At 70.9% G+C, this 17,359-nt stretch carries 15 protein-coding genes and 1 pseudogene; 14 read left to right on the top strand and 2 right to left on the bottom strand.

The features are described from left to right. Positions 1 to 40 precede the first annotated feature (40 nt). Positions 41 to 928, bottom strand: coding sequence for a hypothetical protein (locus J2S57_RS20375; protein WP_307245382.1), 888 nt, complete (start codon positions 926 to 928; stop codon positions 41 to 43). A 128-nt stretch (positions 929 to 1,056) separates the two neighbouring features. Between J2S57_RS20375 and J2S57_RS20380 the strand changes: the two genes are divergently transcribed. Both J2S57_RS20380 and hisB read left to right on the top strand, forming a co-directional pair. Beyond that, positions 1,057 to 2,196: a histidinol-phosphate transaminase gene (locus J2S57_RS20380; protein ID WP_307245383.1), complete on the top strand. Its 1,140-nt coding sequence runs from the start codon at positions 1,057 to 1,059 to the stop codon at positions 2,194 to 2,196. A 33-nt stretch (positions 2,197 to 2,229) separates the two neighbouring features. Next, positions 2,230 to 2,829, top strand: coding sequence for an imidazoleglycerol-phosphate dehydratase HisB (gene hisB, locus J2S57_RS20385; protein WP_307245385.1), 600 nt, complete (start codon positions 2,230 to 2,232; stop codon positions 2,827 to 2,829). A gap of 77 nt (positions 2,830 to 2,906) precedes the next feature. Here the strand turns inward: hisB and J2S57_RS20390 are convergent, their stop codons facing one another. After that, positions 2,907 to 3,848: a LysR family transcriptional regulator gene (locus J2S57_RS20390; RefSeq protein WP_307245387.1), complete on the bottom strand. Its 942-nt coding sequence runs from the start codon at positions 3,846 to 3,848 to the stop codon at positions 2,907 to 2,909. 170 nt (positions 3,849 to 4,018) lie between these two features. Here J2S57_RS20390 and J2S57_RS20395 point away from each other — a divergent pair, with 170 nt between their 5' ends. The 12 genes and pseudogenes from J2S57_RS20395 to pheT all read left to right on the top strand — a co-directional run bounded on the left by J2S57_RS20395 (position 4,019) and on the right by pheT (position 17,235). Then, positions 4,019 to 4,639 (top strand): succinate dehydrogenase cytochrome b subunit, encoded by a 621-nt coding sequence (locus J2S57_RS20395; RefSeq protein WP_370882685.1) that lies wholly within the window; start codon positions 4,019 to 4,021, stop codon positions 4,637 to 4,639. A 1-nt stretch (position 4,640) separates the two neighbouring features. After that, positions 4,641 to 6,626 carry a fumarate reductase/succinate dehydrogenase flavoprotein subunit gene (locus J2S57_RS20400; protein WP_307245391.1) on the top strand — a complete coding sequence of 662 codons (1,986 nt, stop codon included), beginning with the start codon at positions 4,641 to 4,643 and terminating at the stop codon, positions 6,624 to 6,626. Positions 6,627 to 6,647: 21 nt separating this feature from the next. Then, positions 6,648 to 7,397: a succinate dehydrogenase/fumarate reductase iron-sulfur subunit gene (locus J2S57_RS20405; RefSeq protein ID WP_307245393.1), complete on the top strand. Its 750-nt coding sequence runs from the start codon at positions 6,648 to 6,650 to the stop codon at positions 7,395 to 7,397. Between the two features lie 71 nt (positions 7,398 to 7,468). Continuing rightward, entirely contained in the window at positions 7,469 to 8,116 is a 648-nt protein-coding gene (gene hisH / locus J2S57_RS20410; RefSeq protein ID WP_307245396.1) for an imidazole glycerol phosphate synthase subunit HisH, read from the top strand. Between the two features lie 225 nt (positions 8,117 to 8,341). Beyond that, positions 8,342 to 9,097, top strand: a complete 756-nt coding sequence (priA, locus tag J2S57_RS20415) for a bifunctional 1-(5-phosphoribosyl)-5-((5-phosphoribosylamino)methylideneamino)imidazole-4-carboxamide isomerase/phosphoribosylanthranilate isomerase PriA (RefSeq protein ID WP_307245398.1) — start codon at positions 8,342 to 8,344, stop codon at positions 9,095 to 9,097. A 25-nt stretch (positions 9,098 to 9,122) separates the two neighbouring features. Then, positions 9,123 to 9,860, top strand: coding sequence for an SseB family protein (locus J2S57_RS20420; protein ID WP_307245400.1), 738 nt, complete (start codon positions 9,123 to 9,125; stop codon positions 9,858 to 9,860). Between the two features lie 351 nt (positions 9,861 to 10,211). Continuing rightward, positions 10,212 to 10,782 (top strand): annotated as a pseudogene (gene infC, locus J2S57_RS20425) (translation initiation factor IF-3); the annotation flags it as partial. Between the two features lie 897 nt (positions 10,783 to 11,679). Then, complete coding sequence (rpmI, locus tag J2S57_RS20430) at positions 11,680 to 11,874, top strand: 50S ribosomal protein L35 (RefSeq protein ID WP_307245402.1); 195 nt, start codon at positions 11,680 to 11,682, stop codon at positions 11,872 to 11,874. Between the two features lie 64 nt (positions 11,875 to 11,938). Continuing rightward, positions 11,939 to 12,319 (top strand): 50S ribosomal protein L20, encoded by a 381-nt coding sequence (gene rplT / locus J2S57_RS20435; protein ID WP_307245405.1) that lies wholly within the window; start codon positions 11,939 to 11,941, stop codon positions 12,317 to 12,319. A 48-nt stretch (positions 12,320 to 12,367) separates the two neighbouring features. Then, positions 12,368 to 13,528: a TrmH family RNA methyltransferase gene (locus J2S57_RS20440; protein ID WP_307245407.1), complete on the top strand. Its 1,161-nt coding sequence runs from the start codon at positions 12,368 to 12,370 to the stop codon at positions 13,526 to 13,528. Positions 13,529 to 13,630: 102 nt separating this feature from the next. Continuing rightward, positions 13,631 to 14,719 carry a phenylalanine--tRNA ligase subunit alpha gene (gene pheS, locus J2S57_RS20445; RefSeq protein WP_307245409.1) on the top strand — a complete coding sequence of 363 codons (1,089 nt, stop codon included), beginning with the start codon at positions 13,631 to 13,633 and terminating at the stop codon, positions 14,717 to 14,719. Then, on the top strand, positions 14,719 to 17,235 hold the full coding sequence (gene pheT, locus J2S57_RS20450) for a phenylalanine--tRNA ligase subunit beta (protein WP_307245411.1): 2,517 nt from the start codon (positions 14,719 to 14,721) through the stop codon (positions 17,233 to 17,235). Before pheS ends, pheT begins: the two co-directional genes overlap by 1 nt. The last annotated feature ends 124 nt before the right edge of the window (positions 17,236 to 17,359 follow it).

Below are 17,359 nucleotides of genomic sequence, written 5' to 3' on the forward strand. Positions count from 1 at the left end.
CCCGGTCCCGGACCCCGCACGCGCACCCGTCGCCCGCGTCTCAGTCCCTCGGCGCCGTGCCCCGCACGACGGCCATCGCCGCCAGGCGTGACCGTTCGGGCACGCGTCCCCGCTCGAACGCCCGCAACGCCTCCTCGACGCTGAAGCCGGCGGCCCACCAGTCGGCCGGGTGGATGCCGTCGGCGCCGGCCCGGGAGGCGACCGGGTGCCAGCGGGCCCAGCGTTCCGAGGGGTCACGCCCCCCGGACGCGGGGGAGAACAGCAGCGGGGCCTGGGCCGGGTGCGAGATCCAGCCCACCGTCTCCCATTCCGGCACCTCGTGGATCCAGTGCCCGCTCAGCACCTCGCCGATCCACTCGTCGCGCAGCCCGTCGAGCCCACCGCGCGCCGTCACCGCCGCCTCGAACAGGGAGTAGGGCACGTAACGCCGTCCCTGCAGCAGCACCGTTCCCGCGTCGATGTCCAGCGGCGACGTGAGGTAGGGCTCGACGGTCTCCATCACGTGCGGCATCCCCAGCCACCGCACCTCGATCGAGGTGATGCCGGCCAGCCAGGCCTGGTCCGAGGGGCGCAGCCGGGCCCACGTCACCACGTGCTCGAAGGCCAGGTCGCGGCGGCGGGGGAGATCGGGCCGATCGTCGTAGGGGTACCAGCTGCGTTCCGGGGCGTCCGGATCGGGGTTGTCGCGGGTGACGGCGACCGGATCGGGCACCAGCCAGCGCGGACGCTCGTACCGCACCAGCCGGTGCAGGTCGGCGGGCGTCCAGCCCAGTTCGACCAGCTCGGAGGCCTCCGGCAGGGTGAGCACCCGCGACGTCAGGTAGGCCTCGGAGCGGTCGCCACCGGTCAGCCGCTGGAAGCGGGCCGCCAGCTGGGGACGCCGGAAGGCCCACCCGGCGGCGAGAACCGCGATCCTGCCCTCGTTCACCTTGCTCCAAACCTGACACCCCGCGCGACCAGGCCACTCTAGGGAACATCAGGCACAAACGGGCCGAGACGAGCGCGACACGAAGCCGACACGCGTCGGTGTCATCCGTCGTCGTTAGACTCCCCTCCGTGAGCGAAGAGTCCAGGGCCGAGGTTCTCGCCCGTCTGCCCCTGCGTGACGACCTGCGCGGACGCACCCCCTACGGTGCGCCGCAGCTCGAGGTCCCGGTGCGGCTGAACACCAACGAGAACAGTCACGACGTCCCGGGCGAGGTGGTCCAGGCCATCCTCGATGCGGTGCGCCAGCAGGCCCGCCATCTGAACCGGTACCCCGACCGCGAGTTCACCGGCCTGCGCGAGGATCTGGCCAACTACCTCGGTCACGACCTCGAGGCCGAGCAGGTGTGGGCCGCGAACGGCTCCAACGAGGTGCTCCAGCAGCTGCTCCAGGCGTTCGCGGGCGCGGGCCGCACGGTGCTCGGCTTCACCCCGAGCTACTCGATGCACCCGATCATCAGCACCGGCACCGGCGCCACCTGGGTCGACGGCCGGCGCGGCCTCGACGGCCAGGCGGCCGACGACCCCCACCAGTTCGACCTGCACATCGACGAGACCGTCGAGCAGATCCGGGTGCACCGGCCGCACGTCACGTTCCTGTGCTCGCCCAACAACCCGACCGGCACCGCGCTCGACCTCGCCCTGGTCGAGGCCGCCTACGCCGCCACCGACGGCATCCTCATCGTCGACGAGGCGTACCACGAGTTCGCCCGCTCCGGCACGCCCAGCGCCCTGAGCCTGTTGCCCGGCCGCGAGCGTCTCATCGTCAGCCGCACCATGAGCAAGGCCTTCGCGCTCGCCGGAGTGCGTCTCGGGTACATGGCCGCCCACCCCGCGGTCACCGACGCGATCCGCCTGGTGCGCCTGCCCTACCACCTGAGCTCGCTCACCCAGGCCGCCGCCCAGGCCGCGCTCTGGCACTCCGACGTGCTCCTCGACACCGTCGAGACGATCAAGTCCGAACGCGACCGCATCGTGGCCTCGGTCACCGAGCTCGGTCTCAAGCCCGCCCCGAGCGACGCGAACTTCGTGCTGATCGGCGGTTTCGACGACGAGAAGGCGGTGTGGCGCTCGCTGCTCTCGCGCGGGGTGCTGATCCGGGACGTCGGACTGGCCGGATTCCTCCGGGTCACCGCGGGCACCCCGGCCGAGAACACGAAGTTCCTCGACGCCCTGGCCGACTCGCTGCTCGACGCGCCCGTGGCTGTCTGAGCAGGACCCCTGACGAAACAAGGAGACCCACGCATGTCCCGCACCGCCCGGATCGAGCGGACGACCAGTGAGTCCAGCGTCGTCGTCGAGTTGGACCTGGACGGCACCGGCAAGGCCGACATCAGCACCGGGGTCGGTTTCTACGACCACATGCTGAACGCCCTGTCCAAGCACTCGCTCATCGACCTGACCGTGAACACCAAGGGCGACCTGCACATCGACGCCCACCACACGGTGGAGGACACGGCGATCGCGATCGGCGACGCGCTGAAGATCGCCCTGGGCGACAAGGCCGGCATCCGCCGCTTCGGTGACGCGCTGGTCCCGCTCGACGAGGCGCTCGCGCAGGCCGTGGTCGACGTGTCGGGCCGTCCGTACTGCGTGCACACCGGTGAGCCCGAGGGCCAGCAGTACGTGCAGATCGGCGACCGTTACCTCGGCTCGCTCACCCGCCACGTGCTCGAGACGCTCGCGCACCACGCCTCGATCGGCCTGCACGTGCGGGTCCTCGGTGGTCGCGACCCGCACCACATCGTCGAGGCGCAGTTCAAGGCCGTCGCCCGCGCGCTCCGCGTCGCGGTCGAGCCCGATCCCCGGGTCACCGGCATCCCGAGCACCAAGGGTGCGCTCTAGACCCCAGAAGCCAGCCAGACCCATGGGGGACGCGTCGGCACCAGGAGGCCGACGCGTCCCCCATGGGTGTCTGGTGGTCAGGAAGGGGCGATCAACTCGGTGCCCTGCGGCAGCGTGCCGTCGACCGAGGCCGTGCCCAGGTAACCGAGCAGCTCGGCGCGCAGCTCCTGCGCCGCGCGCGACGGCTGTGCGCCCCGCCGGTGCGCGAGACCGATCGTGCGCGAGAGCCCCGGAGCCGCGATCGGCGTGACCCGGTGCGTGACCGACTTCCCGGCCACCACCGTGCTCGGCACCACCGCCAGTCCCAACCCGGCCTCGACCATGCTGAGCACTGCGTCCATCTCGCCGCCCTCGACCGCCAGCGTCGGCGCGAAACCGGCCCGGCGACAGGCCCCCACGGTCACGTCCCGCAGCTCGTAGCCCTTGCGGAACATCACCAGCGGACGCCCCCGCAGCTGCGCGATCGCGATCGGCCGGCCGTCGGTGGGGGCGGGGTCGCGCGTGGACGACACCACGACCAGGTCCTCGCGCAGGAGAGGAACGGTCTCCAGCGCCGGGTCGTCGGCGTGCAGGGGGAGCACGAGCAGCGCGAGGTCGATCAGGCCCGAGGCGGTCTTGGCCACCAGGTCACGCGATCCGCTCTCCTGCAGCACCAGCCGGATCGCGGGGTACCGACGGCGGTAGCGCCGCGCCACCTCCGGCACCAGACCGGTCAGCAGGCTCGGCGTCGCCCCCAGCCGCACCCGCCCGCTGCGCAGCTCGACCAGCTCCCGTACCTCCTGGCGCGCGGAATCCACGTCGGCGGTGATCCGCTGGGCGATCGGCAGCAGCGCCTCGCCGGCCGGGGTGAGCGTGATGTTGCCGCGCACCCGGTCGAAGAGCTCGGCCCCGAGTGATGCTTCCAACGCCCGGATCTGTTGCGAGAGCGAGGGCTGGGCGATCTCCAGCAGCTGCGCCGCCCGGGTGAAGTGCTTGGTTTCCGCGACCGTGAGGAAATACACGAGCTGCTGTAGTTGCACCAGCACAGGGTAACCAGGTTGATAGTCCTGGGCTATCGACAACCAACGCATCATCTCTTGGACCTAATCAGCCTCTAGGGCCTACCTTGCCACTCGTGGTAGAGACGCTCAGCAAGAACCCGCGAGTGACGGGATTCGGCACCCTGCACCGCTCGACCATCGGGCGGAAGATGATCATGGCCGTCACCGGCCTGATCATGCTCGGGTTCGTCGTCGTGCACATGATCGGCAACCTGAAGATCTTCTTCGGGGAGACCGAGTTCAACGAGTACGCGCACTGGCTGCGCACGATCGGTGAGCCGGCGCTCCACCACATGTGGTTCCTGTGGATCATGCGCGTCGTGCTGCTGGTCGCCCTGGTCCTGCACATCTGGGCCGCGATCACGCTGTCGCGCCACGACGTGAAGGCCCGGCCGGTCAAGTACGTGGCCAGGCGCAAGGGTGGTTACGCCACCTCGACGATGCGCTGGGGCGGCGTCACGCTGCTGCTCTTCATCATCTGGCACATCCTCGACATGACCACCGGCACGGTGAACCCGGCCGCGACCAACGAGCCCTACGAGCGGATCACCGCCGGGTTCGACCAGTGGTGGAACGTCGTGTTCTACACGCTGGCCATGGTCGCGCTGTGCATGCACATCTGGCACGGCCTCTGGAGCGCGGCCAACACCCTGGGCTGGAACCGCGCGACCACGGCCGCCTTCCGCACTTTCGCGGTCGCCTTCGCGCTCGTCATCGCGTTCGGCTTCCTCCTGATTCCTTACAGCGTCGTCTTCGGGTTGGTGGATTGAGATGTCCGACTCCACAAAGTTCGTCGGTGAGGGCGAGTTCTACAGCGTCGGCACCGGTCTCACCGACCCGGCCGCCCCGGACGGGGACATCGAGACCCGCTGGGAGCGCCGCAAGTTCGCCGCCAAGCTGGTGAACCCGGCCAACCGCCGCAAGCACAAGGTCATCGTGGTCGGCACCGGCCTGGCCGGGGGCGCCGCCGGCGCCTCGCTGGCCGAGCAGGGCTACCACGTCGTGCAGTTCTGCTTCCAGGACTCGCCCCGCCGCGCGCACTCGATCGCCGCGCAGGGTGGCATCAACGCCGCGAAGAACTACCGCAACGACGGTGACTCGGTCTACCGCCTGTTCTACGACACGGTGAAGGGCGGCGACTTCCGGGGCCGGGAGTCGAACATCCACCGCCTCGCCGAGAACAGCGTGAAGATCATCGACCAGTGCGTCGCGCAGGGTGTGCCCTTCGCCCGCGAGTACTCCGGCCTGCTCGACACCCGCTCGTTCGGCGGTGTGCAGGTGCAGCGCACCTTCTACGCCCGCGGCCAGACGGGGCAGCAGCTGCTCATCGGCGCCTATCAGGCTCTGAGCAAGCAGATCGACGCCGGCAACGTGGAGATGCACGCCCGCCACGAGATGCTCGACCTGATCATCGTCGACGGCCGGGCCCGCGGCATCGTGGCCCGCAACCTGGTCACCGGTGAGCTGTCCACGCACCTGGGTGACGCGGTCGTCCTGGCGACCGGCGGCTACGGCAACGTCTTCTTCCTGTCCACGAACGCGAAGGGCTCGAACACCAGCGCGATCTGGCGGGCTCACCGCCGCGGCGCCTACTTCGGCAACCCCTGCTACACGCAGATCCACCCGACCTGCATCCCGCGCTCGGGCGACCACCAGTCCAAGCTCACCCTGATGAGCGAGTCGCTGCGCAACGACGGCCGGATCTGGGTGCCCAAGCAGATGGGCGACAACCGCCCGCCGGAGCAGATCCCCGAGGACGAGCGCGACTACTACCTCGAGCGCATCTACCCGGCGTTCGGCAACCTGGTGCCGCGGGACATCGCCTCCCGCGCCGCCAAGAACGTCTGCGACGAGGGCCGCGGTGTCGGCCCGGGTGGTCAGGGTGTGTATCTCGACTTCGCCGACGCGATCGCGCGGATGGGCGAGGACACCGTGCGCGAGAAGTACGGCAACCTCTTCGACATGTACGCCCGCATCACCGCGGAGAACCCGTACAAGCAGCCGATGCGCATCTACCCGGCCGTGCACTACACCATGGGCGGGCTGTGGGTGGACTACGACCTGCAGACCACCATCCCGGGCCTGTTCGCCGCCGGTGAGGCCAACTTCTCCGACCACGGCGCCAACCGCCTCGGCGCCTCGGCGCTGATGCAGGGCCTGTCGGACGGCTACTTCATCCTGCCGAACACGGTGAACCACTACATCGCCAGCAACAAGTTCGCCGCCGTCCCCACCGACGCCCCCGACGTGGTCGAGGTCGAGACGCTGGTGAAGGAGCGCATCGAGAAGCTGCTCTCGATCAACGGCGACCGCACGGTCGACTCCTTCCACAAGGAGCTCGGCCAGATCATGTGGGACTACTGCGGCATGGCCCGCAACGACGCCGGGCTGCGCAAGGCGATCAGCGAGATCCGCCACCTGCGCGACGAGTTCTGGAAGCGGGTCAAGGTGCCCGGCACCGGGGCCGAGCTCAACCAGTCGCTCGAGAAGGCCAACCGGGTCGCCGATTTCATCGAGCTCGGCGAGCTCATGTGCATCGACGCGCTGATGCGGGAGGAGTCGTGCGGCGGCCACTTCCGCGAGGAGAGCCAGACGCCCGACGGTGAGGCCGCCCGGCAGGACGACAAGTTCTCGTTCGTCGCCGCCTGGGAGTACGGCGGTCAGGGCCGGTTCGGCACCACGGGCGGAGACCCGGTGCTGCACCAGGAAGAACTGATCTTCGACTACGTCCACCCGGCCCAGCGCAGCTACGCCTGATCTGATCGGTAAGGAAACCTGATGAAGCTCAAGCTGAAGATCTGGCGGCAGAAGAACGCCGCCGACGCCGGCGCGATGGTGTCCTACGACATCGACGGCGTCTCGCCCGACATGTCGTTCCTGGAGATGCTCGACACCCTCAACGAGAAGCTGATTCTCGACGGTGAGGACCCGGTGGCGTTCGACCACGACTGCCGGGAGGGCATCTGCGGCAGCTGCGGCGTCGTGATCAACGGTGAGGCGCACGGTCCCGAGCAGACCACCGCCTGCCAGCTGCACATGCGTGCCTTCTCGGACGGCGAGGAGATCATCATCGAGCCGTGGCGCGCGGCGCCCTTCCCGGTCATCAAAGACCTGGTGGTCAACCGCAGCGCGTTCGACCGGATCATCGGCGCGGGTGGCTACATCACCGCCCCCACCGGTTCCGCGCCCGAGGGCAACAGCACCCGCATCCCCAAGCCCGACGCCGACGAGGCGTTCGCCAACGCGACCTGCATCGGCTGCGGCGCCTGCGTGGCGGCCTGCCCCAACGGCTCGGCCTCGCTGTTCGTCTCGGCCAAGGTCACGCACCTCAACCTGCTGCCCCAGGGCCAGCCGGAGCGCGAGTCGCGGGTGCTGAACATGGTCGAGCAGATGGACGCGGAGGGCTTCGGTGGCTGCACCAACACCGGTATGTGCACGGTGTCGTGCCCCAAGGAGATCCCGTTCGTCAGCATCGCGAACCTGAACAAGGAGTACCGCCGCGCGGTGAAGTCGGGCCGCAAGGGCTGAGCTTCGGTATCCAGCGCCGGATTCAGGGCCGGGCCGCAGCATGAACGCGGCCCGGCCCTAGACTTGCCGTCATGACTTCACCCCAGGTCGTGGTGCTGGACTACGGCTCCGGCAACGTCCGCTCCGCCGTCCGCGCGCTGGAGCGCGCCGGTGCCGAGGTGGAGCTGACCGCCGACTTCCATCGCGCGCTGGACGCGGAGGGGCTCGTGGTGCCCGGCGTGGGTGCCTTCGCATCGGTCGCCGAGCAGTTGCGCGCGGTCGGGGGGCACCGGCTGATCGGCCGTCGCCTGGCCGGTGGCCGTCCGGTGCTGGGGATCTGCGTGGGTCTGCAGGTGCTGTTCGAGAAGTCCTCCGAGTTCGGGCGCGACGACGTCGAGGGCCTGGGGGAGTGGCCCGGCACGGTCGAGCTGCTGCCGTCCTCGGTGGTGCCGCACATGGGCTGGAACACCGTCGAGACCCCCGACGACACCCGGCTCTTCGCCGGCATCGAGCACGAGCGCTTCTACTTCGTGCACTCCTACGCCGTGCAGAAGTGGGAGCTCCCCTCGCCCGGCGACCCGCTGGCGGTGCTCAAGCCGCCGCTGGTCACCTGGTCCGAGCACGGCGGCCGGTTCGTCGCCGCCGTCGAGAACGGCCCGCTCACGGCCACGCAGTTCCACCCGGAGAAGTCCGGTGACGCGGGCATCCAGCTGCTGCGCAACTGGCTGGCCACGGTCTGAGAGCCGTTGCGGCAGGCGTTCAACGGCGGACGACGCGGTCGCCCGGACTCCCGGGTCACCGGACCGGTGGCCGGGCCGGCGTCGAGGTGACCACGTCATCCTCCCTCGACCGCGCTCGCCGGACCGCCGGTCCGAGGCCGTGCACCACCGCGTTCGGGCCGCGATAGCGTGGACGCCGACTTCAACCGGCCGGCTGCCCCGGCCGACCACCCGGAAGGTTCCCTCATGTCTGACCTCGACCCGACCCCGCCCGGCAAGCTCGAGCTCCTGCCCGCCGTCGACGTGGTCGACGGCCAGGCCGTGCGCCTCACCCAGGGCGAGGCCGGCAGCGAGACCGGTTACGGCGACCCACTCGAGGCCGCCCTCAACTGGCAGCGGGCGGGCGCGGAGTGGCTGCACCTGGTCGACCTCGACGCCGCGTTCGGCCGGGGGAGCAACCGGGAGCTGATCACCCGGGTCGTCACCGAGCTCAGCGGGCTCGGGGTGAAGGTCGAGATGTCCGGCGGCATCCGCGACGACGCGAGTCTGCGGGCCGCCATGGACACCGGTTGCGCGCGGGTGAACCTGGGCACGGCCGCCATCGAGAACCCGGACTGGACCCGCAAGGCCATCGCCGAGTTCGGCGACCGCATCGCCGTCGGCCTCGACGTGCGCGGCACCGAGCTGGCCGGGCGTGGCTGGACCAGCAAGGGCGGCGACCTGTGGGAGACCCTGACCCGCCTCGACGACGACGGCTGCGCCCGCTACGTGGTCACCGACGTCACCAAGGACGGCACCCTCCAGGGGCCGAACCTCGACCTCCTGGCCGAGATGTGCAGCCGCACCAGCAAGCCGGTCGTGGCCTCCGGCGGCATCTCGACCCTCGACGACATCGCCGCCCTGCGGGCCCTGACCAAGGTCGGGGTGGAGGGGGCCATCGTCGGGAAGGCGCTCTACAGCGGCGCTTTCACGCTCGAGCAGGCGCTTCGCGTGGCCGGCTGACGACGCCGATCGGAGATGGTCGAACATGGCGCACGGCACCAACGACGACAACCTGACCGACTCGGCCGGCACCCCGTGGGCCGGCCGCACCCTCACCGCGCAGCCCTTCCCGGGTGACGACGGCAGCGCCGACCCGGCGCTGATCGCCGCGCTGGCCACGGGCGACCTGGTGGCGATCACCCGGGCCTGGGCCCCGACCCGCGCGATGGTCCCGATCGTCGCGGTGCTCGGCGACGACGGTGCCGACCTGGTCGCCTCGCAGGGGGACAAGAGCGCCGACATGGCCCTGGTGACCCTGGTGGGCGACGACGAGGCGCGCGTCCTGCCGGTCTTCACCAGCGTCGAGGCGCTGCAGACCTGGAACCCGCGGGCCCGGCCGGTGCCGGTCGAGGCCGCCCGCGCCGCGCAGGCCGCAGTGGTGGAGGAGTGCCCGCGCATCGTCATCGACCCGGCCGGCGCCGCGGTCGAGCTGCCCCGCCCGGCGGTCTGGGCGGTGGCGCAGGGCCGCGACTGGCTGCCGCCCGCGCAGGACCCGGAGCTGCTGGCCGGCATCGCCGCCCTGGTGCGGGCCGTGCCCGAGGTGAGGGCGCACCGTTGCGAGCCCGACGGTGAGGCCGGTCTGGTGGTCGTGCTCGGCCTGCCTCCGGGCCTCGACCGGGAGCAGCTGCGCGCCACCACCGGCCGGATCGGCGAGCTGCTGCTCACCGATCAGGTGGTGACCGAGCGCACCGAGTCGGTGCGGCTGGCGGTGCGCTCGGTCTAGGCCTGTTCGTGCGCCCGGTCTGTTCGTGCGCCCGGTCTGTTCGCGATCGGGCCCGAACAGGCCTGACCAGCGCCTCGGTCGCGACCACCGTCCGAGTGCTGTTATCCTGGCAGCTGACCGACCGAGTCATGTCCTCGACTGAGCCGCAAGGTGAGGGCAAGAACATGATCCGGTGCGCCAAGTGGAGTCTCTCCCACCCGTCGCCAGCCATGGCAGCGGGTCCCGGTCCGCTCCTCCCGACCAGGAGGAGCCCCTCGCCCTAACCAGGTGAGGCTGCACGGCGGGTGGAATATTCACTCGCCGAGTGACCGTTATTGAGGCTCCCGAGCGCCTGCATTCGGGAGCCTTCTCCTGTTTGCCGGCGGTCTCCGAGACCGTACGAAGGAGTCACACATCAGCGAGCCCCGGATTAACGACCGTATCCGCGTCCCAGAGGTGCGGCTGGTCGGCCCCAACGGGGAGCAGGTCGGCATCGTCCGGGTAGAAGACGCGTTGCGTCTCGCCCAGGAGGCCGACCTCGACCTCGTCGAAGTCGCCCCGCAGGCGCGGCCGCCGGTCTGCAAGCTCATGGACTTCGGCAAGTTCAAGTACGAGTCCGCGATCAAGGATCGCGAGGCCCGCAAGAACCAGGCCCACACGGTCCTCAAGGAAATCAGGCTCCGCCTGAAGATCGACCCGCACGACTACGAGACCAAGAAGGGTCACGTGGTCCGGTTCCTCGAGGCCGGTGACAAGGTCAAGGTCATGATCATGTTCCGTGGTCGCGAGCAGTCGCGCCCGGAGATGGGCTACCGCCTGCTGCAGCGGATGGCTGGAGATGTCGCCGAGGACGGCTACATCGAGAGCAACCCCAAGCAGGACGGCCGCAACATGGTCATGGTGATCGGCCCGCACAAGAAGAAGACCGAGGCCAAGGCCGAGCAGAAGGACCAGCTCGCCGAGGAGCGGGCCGCGCGGCAGGAGAAGCGCCGCGAAGAGGCTGCTGCCGCCGCCGAGAAGACCGCGGCCGCCGCTGCCGCCGCCGCCGAGGCGATCACCGCCGACAGCGACGCCGAGAGCGACGACGAGCCGATCTTCATCAAGCGCGCGCCGCTGCCCCCGGCTGCCGCCGCTCCGGCCGGCGCCCCCGCGTACTCGAGTTCGTCGTCCCGCCCGTCCGGTGACCGTTTCGGTGACCGCGGCGATCGTGGTGACCGTCCCGGTGGCCCCCGTGGTGACCGCCCGGGTGGCTCGCGTCCGCCCTACGGCGACCGTCCCGGTGGCCCCCGTGGTGACCGTCCGGCCGGTTCGCGTCCGCCCTACAGCGGCGACCGTCCCGGTGGCCCCCGCACCGACCGTCCCGCGCCGACCGGTGCCCCGCGTCCGGCGGCTGCCGGTCCCGGTGCCCCGGCCGGTCGTCCCGCCTCGGCCCCGCGTCCGGCGGTCGCCCCGGGAGCAGGCGCCTCGGCGCCGGCCGCCGGTGCTCGTCCGGCTCCCGCTCCGGGCGCGCGTCCCACCCCCGGGCCGCGTCCGTTCGCGGCCGGTGGCCCTCGTCCGACCCCGGGCCCCGGCCCGCGTCCCACCCCGGGCCCCGGCCCGCGGCCGACTCCGGGTCCTGCCCCGCGCCCCGCTCCGGCGGCCGCGGCAGACGCGAAGTCACCGGAGGAAGCCCCCAAGCCGGCTTCCTCCGAACAGGAGACAGCAGCCGACGCCTGACCGGCGGAGGCTGAGCCAGACAGCAGGTGACCGGGCGGATTCACGAAAGTGTGCGCTCCGCCCGGTCCCGATCCACCTTCCGCCGGCGGAACTTCCGCCGGCGGATCGATGAGGAGACACAGACGTGCCGAAGAACAAGACGCACAGCGGTGCGAAGAAGCGGTTCAAGGTGACCGGTAGCGGCAAGCTCATGCGCGAGCAGGCCAACCGCCGCCACCTGTTCGAGGGCAAGCCCTCCAGCCGCACCCGCCGCCTGGCGTCCGACGAGCCCGTTGCCGACGGCAACCTGCGCGCCGCCAAGCGCCTGCTCGGCCGCTGATTTTCCCCCTTCACAGACCCCCGTCACCGGTTCCGGCCGGTGATCAGAAACAAGGAGTACTCACGTGGCACGCGTGAAGAGGGCAGTCAACGCCCAGAAGAAGCGTCGCGAGGTTCTGGAGCGCGCCAGCGGTTACCGTGGCCAGCGCTCGCGCCTCTACCGCAAGGCCAAGGAGCAGGTCACCCACTCGCTCGTCTACGCGTACCGCGACCGTCGTGCGCGCAAGGGTGACTTCCGCAAGCTGTGGATCCAGCGCATCAACGCTGCTGCCCGCCTGAACGGCATGACGTACAACCGCTTCATCCAGGGCCTCAAGGCCGCTGAGATCGAGGTCGACCGTCGCATGCTGGCCGAGCTGGCCGTGAACGACGAGGCCGCGTTCGCCGCGCTCGTCAAGCTGGCCAAGGACGCCCTCCCGGCGACCGCGGGCACCACCGCGGCCTGAGGCCGACTTCGCGCGCCCGTGCAGGGCTCGTGAAAGAGCGACACGAACATGACGACGGAACGCCCGGCACCCGAGCTGCTGTCCAACCCCCGGTCCGACCGGGTGAAGGCGGTGGCCCGGCTGTCCGGGCGTTCCGCGCGTCAGCGAGCGGGCCGGTTCCTGGCCGAGGGCCCGCAGGCGGTGCGTGAGGCGGTCGCCGAGCACGCTGCCAGGGCCCGATCGCGCACGCACCGGTCGCCCGGGAGCGCATCGGCACCTGAGGCGCCGGGTGCGTTGAGAGAGCTGTACGCCACTCCCGACGCTGCCGACCGCCATCCCGAGATCCTCGACGCCGCCGCCGATTCCGGTGTGTGGCCGCGACTGGTCACCGACGAGGTGCTGGCCGCCATGCTGGCCGGCGCCGGCACCACCACCCCGCAGGGCCTGCTCGCGGTGTGCGACCTGATCACCGTTCCGCTCGCCGCCGTGCTCGCTGAGAAGCCCCGGCTGGTGGCCGTTCTCAGTCAGGTCCGCGATCCGGGCAACGCCGGCACCGTGATCCGGGCCGCCGACGCCGCCGGGGCCGATGCCGTGGTGCTCACCGACTCCAGCGTCGACGTGCACAACCCCAAGTGTGTGCGCTCCACCGCCGGCAGCCTGTTCCACCTGCCGGTGGTCGTCGGCGTCCCGCTCGACGAGGCCGTGAAGGCCCTGAAAGACGCCGGGCTGCAGGTGCTCGCGGCCGACGGGGCGGGCGACCACGACCTGGACGACCTGGCCGACGACGCCGAGGACCGCGCGACCGGGGCGACCGAGGCGACCGGGGCTACCGAGGCGACCGAGGCGACCGAGGCGACCGAGGTGACCGGGACGACCGGGGCCACCGGGGTGACCGCGTCGTCCGTCATCGGCTCCCCTCACCTCGAGAGCCCCGTGGCCTGGGTGTTCGGCAACGAGGCCTGGGGCCTCCCGCAGGCCGACCGCGACCTGGCCGACGCCGTGGTGCGGGTGCCCGTGCACGGCCGCGCCGAGAGCCTGAACCTGGGCACGGCGGCCACCGTCTGTCTCTACGCCACGGCCCGCGCCCAGCACCGAGCCGAACGCCGGGCCGAACACCGGGCCGAACACCGGGCCGAACACCGGGCCGAACACCGGGCCGAACACCGGGCCGAACACCGGGCCGAGACCAGTGCCGAACCGCGCCGATTTACCGAGGCGGACCCCGCCTAGAACGCGAAGGCCGGGTTCCGCCGTCACTCACTCCTGCCCTACGGCCAGGCGAGAAATTCACTGGCCGCCGTCTGAGACGATGAAGCACGTGAGGATCGCATTGTGAGTACCAAGGACTACGACCCGGTGGAGGTCGCGGTGCTCTCCGAGGACACCCTGGCCGGATACGTCGCGCAGGCACTGGCTGCCTTCGCCGCGGCGGACAGCCTCGAGGCCCTGAAGCAGGCGCGGCTCGACCACGCCGGCGACCGCAGCCCCCTGGCCCTGGCCAACCGCGAGATCGGCGCGCTGCCGCCGGCCGCGAAGGCCGAGGCCGGCAAGCGCGTCGGCAAGGCACGTGGCCAGGTGAACAAGGCGCTGGCCGGCCGTCAGGCCGAGCTGGAGGCCGAGCGCGACGCGCGGGTGCTGGTCGAGGAGTCGGTCGACGTCACCCTGCCCGCCGAGCACCGCCCGGCCGGGGCCCGTCACCCGCTCTCGACCGTCTCGGAGCGCATGGCCGACATCTTCGTGGCGATGGGCTGGGAGGTTGCCGAGGGTCCGGAGGTCGAGGCCGACTGGTTCAACTTCGACGCCCTGAACTTCGGTCCCGACCACCCGGCCCGCCAGATGCAGGACACGTTCTTCGCCGACCCGGTCGACGCGGGTCTGGTGCTGCGCACCCACACCTCGCCGGTGCAGGCGCGCACCATGCTCGACCGCGAGCCCCCCATCTACGTGGTGGTGCCCGGCCGGGTGTTCCGCACCGACGAGCTCGACGCCACGCACACCCCGGTCTTCAGCCAGATCGAGGGCCTGGCCGTCGACAAGGGCCTGACCATGGCTCATCTCAAGGGCACGCTGCAGCACTTCGCCAGCACCCTGATCGGCCGTGAGGTCACCACCCGGCTGCGCCCGGCGTTCTTCCCGTTCACCGAGCCGAGTGCCGAGCTCGACCTGCGCTGCTTCGTGTGTGACGGCAAGAGCGACGACTGCCGCACCTGCGGTGGCACCGGCTGGATCGAGTGGCTGGGCTGCGGAATGGTCAACCCGAACGTGCTGCGCGCGGCCGGGATCGACCCGGACGTCTACACCGGGTTCGCCTTCGGCGCCGGTATCGAGCGGGCGCTGATGTTCCGCAACGGGGTGGAAGACATGCGCGACATGATCGAGGGCGACGTGCGGTTCAGCCTGCACTACGGAATGGAGGCCTGATGCGCGCCCCACTGACGTGGCTGGCCGAGTACGTCGAACTGCCGCAGGGCACAACGGCTCTCGAGGTGGCCGCCGACCTGGTCAAGGTCGGCCTGGAAGAAGAAGGGGTGCACGGCGGCGACGTCACCGGCCCCCTGGTGGTCGGCCGGGTGCTGGACTTCACGCCCGAGCCGCAGAAGAACGGCAAGACGATCCGCTGGTGCTCGATCGACGTCGGTGAGGCGGAGCCGCGCGGGATCGTCTGCGGCGCGGGTAACTTCCTCAAGGACGACCTGGTCGTCGTCTGTCTGCCCGGCGCCGTGCTGCCCGGTGGTTTCACGATCGCCGCGCGTAAGACGTACGGGCACACGTCCGACGGCATGATCTGCAGCGCGCTCGAACTCGGCCTGGGCGACGACCACAACGGCATCATCCGGCTCACCGAGCTGGGTTTCGACGACGTCAAGCCCGGTGACGACGCGATCAAGCTGCTCGGGCTCGACGAGGAGACCGTCGAGGTCAACGTCACGCCCGACCGCGGTTACTGCTTCAGCGTGCGCGGTGTCGCGCGGGAGTACTCGCACTCCACCGGGGCGGTCTTCAAAGACCCGGCGGCCATCGAGGTGCCGAAGGCCACGGACACAGGCTTCAAGGTCGAGCTCGACGACCAGGCCCCCGTCAACGGTGTCCTGGGCGGCGACCGCTTCGTGGCCCGCGTGGTCAAGAACGTCGACGCCACGGCCTCCAGCCCGCGCTGGATGCAGCGCCGGCTGGAACAGGCCGGGATGCGCCCCATCTCGCTTGCGGTCGACGTCACGAACTACGTGATGCTGGCCGTCGGGCACCCGCTGCACGCCTTCGACCTCGACCAGCTGGCCGAGCCGATCGTGGTGCGCCGGGCGGCCGAGGGGGAGAAGCTCACCACCCTCGACGACGTCGAGCGCACGCTGCACCCCGAAGACCTCCTGGTCACCGACTCACCCCAAGGCCGCGCCTCCAGGGTTCTCAGCCTGGCCGGCGTGATGGGCGGCGCCAGCAGCGAGGTCTCCGCCACCACCACGAACGTGCTGGTCGAGGCCGCGCACTGGGACCCGATCACGGTCGCCCGCACGATGCGCCGGCACAAGCTCAGCACCGAGGCCGGCAAGCGGTACGAGCGCGGCGTCGACACCCAGCTCGCCGACGTCGCGGCCGAGCTGGCGGTTCGCCTGCTGGTCGAGTACGGCGGTGAGGCGGTCGAGGTCGGCCCGGTCACCGACGTCGGCACCCCGGCCGAGAGCGCGACCATCGAGATGGCCGCCGACTTCCCCAGCCGCATCGTGGGCCTCGACTACACGCGTGATGAGGTGGTGGAGAACCTCACCCAGATCGGCTGCGAGGTCTCCGGTGACGACCTGCTCACGGTCAAGGCGCCGAGCTGGCGTTCCGACCTGAAGGTCGCGGTCGACCTGGTCGAAGAGGTCGCCCGGCTGCGGGGTTACGAGCACATCCCGTCACAGCTGCCGGTCGCGCCTCCCGGCCGTGGCCTGACGCACAGCCAGCGGCTGCGCCGTTCGGTGGCGCGGGCGCTGGCCGAGCACGGCGCGGTCGAGGTGCTGACCTACCCGTTCATGGGCGCGGCCGTGCACGACGCGTTCGGCCTCGACCGCAGAGACCCGCGCCGCACCGCGCTGAAGCTGGCCAACCCGCTCTCCGACGAGCAGCCGTTCCTGCGCACGTCGCTGCTGGCCACGCTCGTCGACGCGGTGAAGCGCAACGTCAGCCGCGGTTTCACCGACCTCGCGCTGTTCGAGATCGGCTCGGTCACCCTGCCCACCGGCGACGAGCCGAAGGCCGGGCACCCGAGTGTCGCGGGGCGTCCGTCCGACGAGGAGCTCGCCCAGCTGAAGGCGGCGATCCCGGACCAGCCGCTGCGGGCCGCGATCGTGTTCACCGGTCAGCGTGACCTGCCGGGCTGGAACGCGCCGGGCCGGGCCGCGGACTGGTCGGACGCCGTCGAGGCCGCGGTCCTGGTGGCCGGCACGGTCAACGTCAGCACGACGGTGACGAAGGACGAGAACCACGCCCCCTGGCACCCGGGCCGCTGCGCGCGCCTGGAGATCGACGGCAAGCTCTTCGGTCACGCCGGTGAGCTGCACCCGAAGGTCGTCGCGGCGCTGGGCCTGCCCCCGCGCACGGTGGCGGCCGAGGTCGACCTCGAGGTGCTGATCGAGGCCTCCGCCCGCGCCTCGGTGACGGCGCTGCCGATCTCGACCTTCCCGCTGGCCAAGGAAGACGTGGCCCTGGTGGTCAAGGACGAGGTCGCCAGCTCCGACGTGGAGGCCGCGCTGGTCGCCGGGGCGGGCGAACTGCTCGAATCGGTGCGCCTGTTCGACCTGTACGCCCAGGCGCCGATCGAGCCCGGGCACAAGTCGCTGGCGTTCGCGCTGCGCTTCCGGGCCCCCGACCGCACGCTGACCGCCGAGGAGACCGCAGCCGCGCGGGACGCCGCCGTCGCCGCGGCGGGCGAGCGCACGGGTGCGGTTCAGCGGGGTTAGTTCACCGATGGTGGACGCGTCGGTCACCTTCATGACGAAGGTGACCGGCGCGTCCACCATTGATTTTGCGAGCCGTGCCCGTCAGCATTCGTGATGTAACGCAATGCACTATGCATAAGTTTTC

The organism is Kineosporia succinea (assembly GCF_030811555.1).
Taxonomy (GTDB): domain Bacteria; phylum Actinomycetota; class Actinomycetes; order Actinomycetales; family Kineosporiaceae; genus Kineosporia; species Kineosporia succinea.

What these genes read in the sequence shown, in the direction of transcription:
- hisB (WP_307245385.1), top strand. Translation starts at nt 2,230, where the DNA reads ATGTCCCGCACCGCCCGGATCGAGCGGACGACCAGTGAGTCCAGCGTC.
- J2S57_RS20395 (WP_370882685.1), top strand. Translation starts at nt 4,019, where the DNA reads ATGATCATGGCCGTCACCGGCCTGATCATGCTCGGGTTCGTCGTCGTG.
- J2S57_RS20400 (WP_307245391.1), top strand. Translation starts at nt 4,641, where the DNA reads ATGTCCGACTCCACAAAGTTCGTCGGTGAGGGCGAGTTCTACAGCGTC.
- J2S57_RS20405 (WP_307245393.1), top strand. Translation starts at nt 6,648, where the DNA reads ATGAAGCTCAAGCTGAAGATCTGGCGGCAGAAGAACGCCGCCGACGCC.
- hisH (WP_307245396.1), top strand. Translation starts at nt 7,469, where the DNA reads ATGACTTCACCCCAGGTCGTGGTGCTGGACTACGGCTCCGGCAACGTC.
- priA (WP_307245398.1), top strand. Translation starts at nt 8,342, where the DNA reads ATGTCTGACCTCGACCCGACCCCGCCCGGCAAGCTCGAGCTCCTGCCC.
- J2S57_RS20420 (WP_307245400.1), top strand. Translation starts at nt 9,123, where the DNA reads ATGGCGCACGGCACCAACGACGACAACCTGACCGACTCGGCCGGCACC.
- J2S57_RS20440 (WP_307245407.1), top strand. Translation starts at nt 12,368, where the DNA reads ATGACGACGGAACGCCCGGCACCCGAGCTGCTGTCCAACCCCCGGTCC.
- pheT (WP_307245411.1), top strand. Translation starts at nt 14,719, where the DNA reads ATGCGCGCCCCACTGACGTGGCTGGCCGAGTACGTCGAACTGCCGCAG.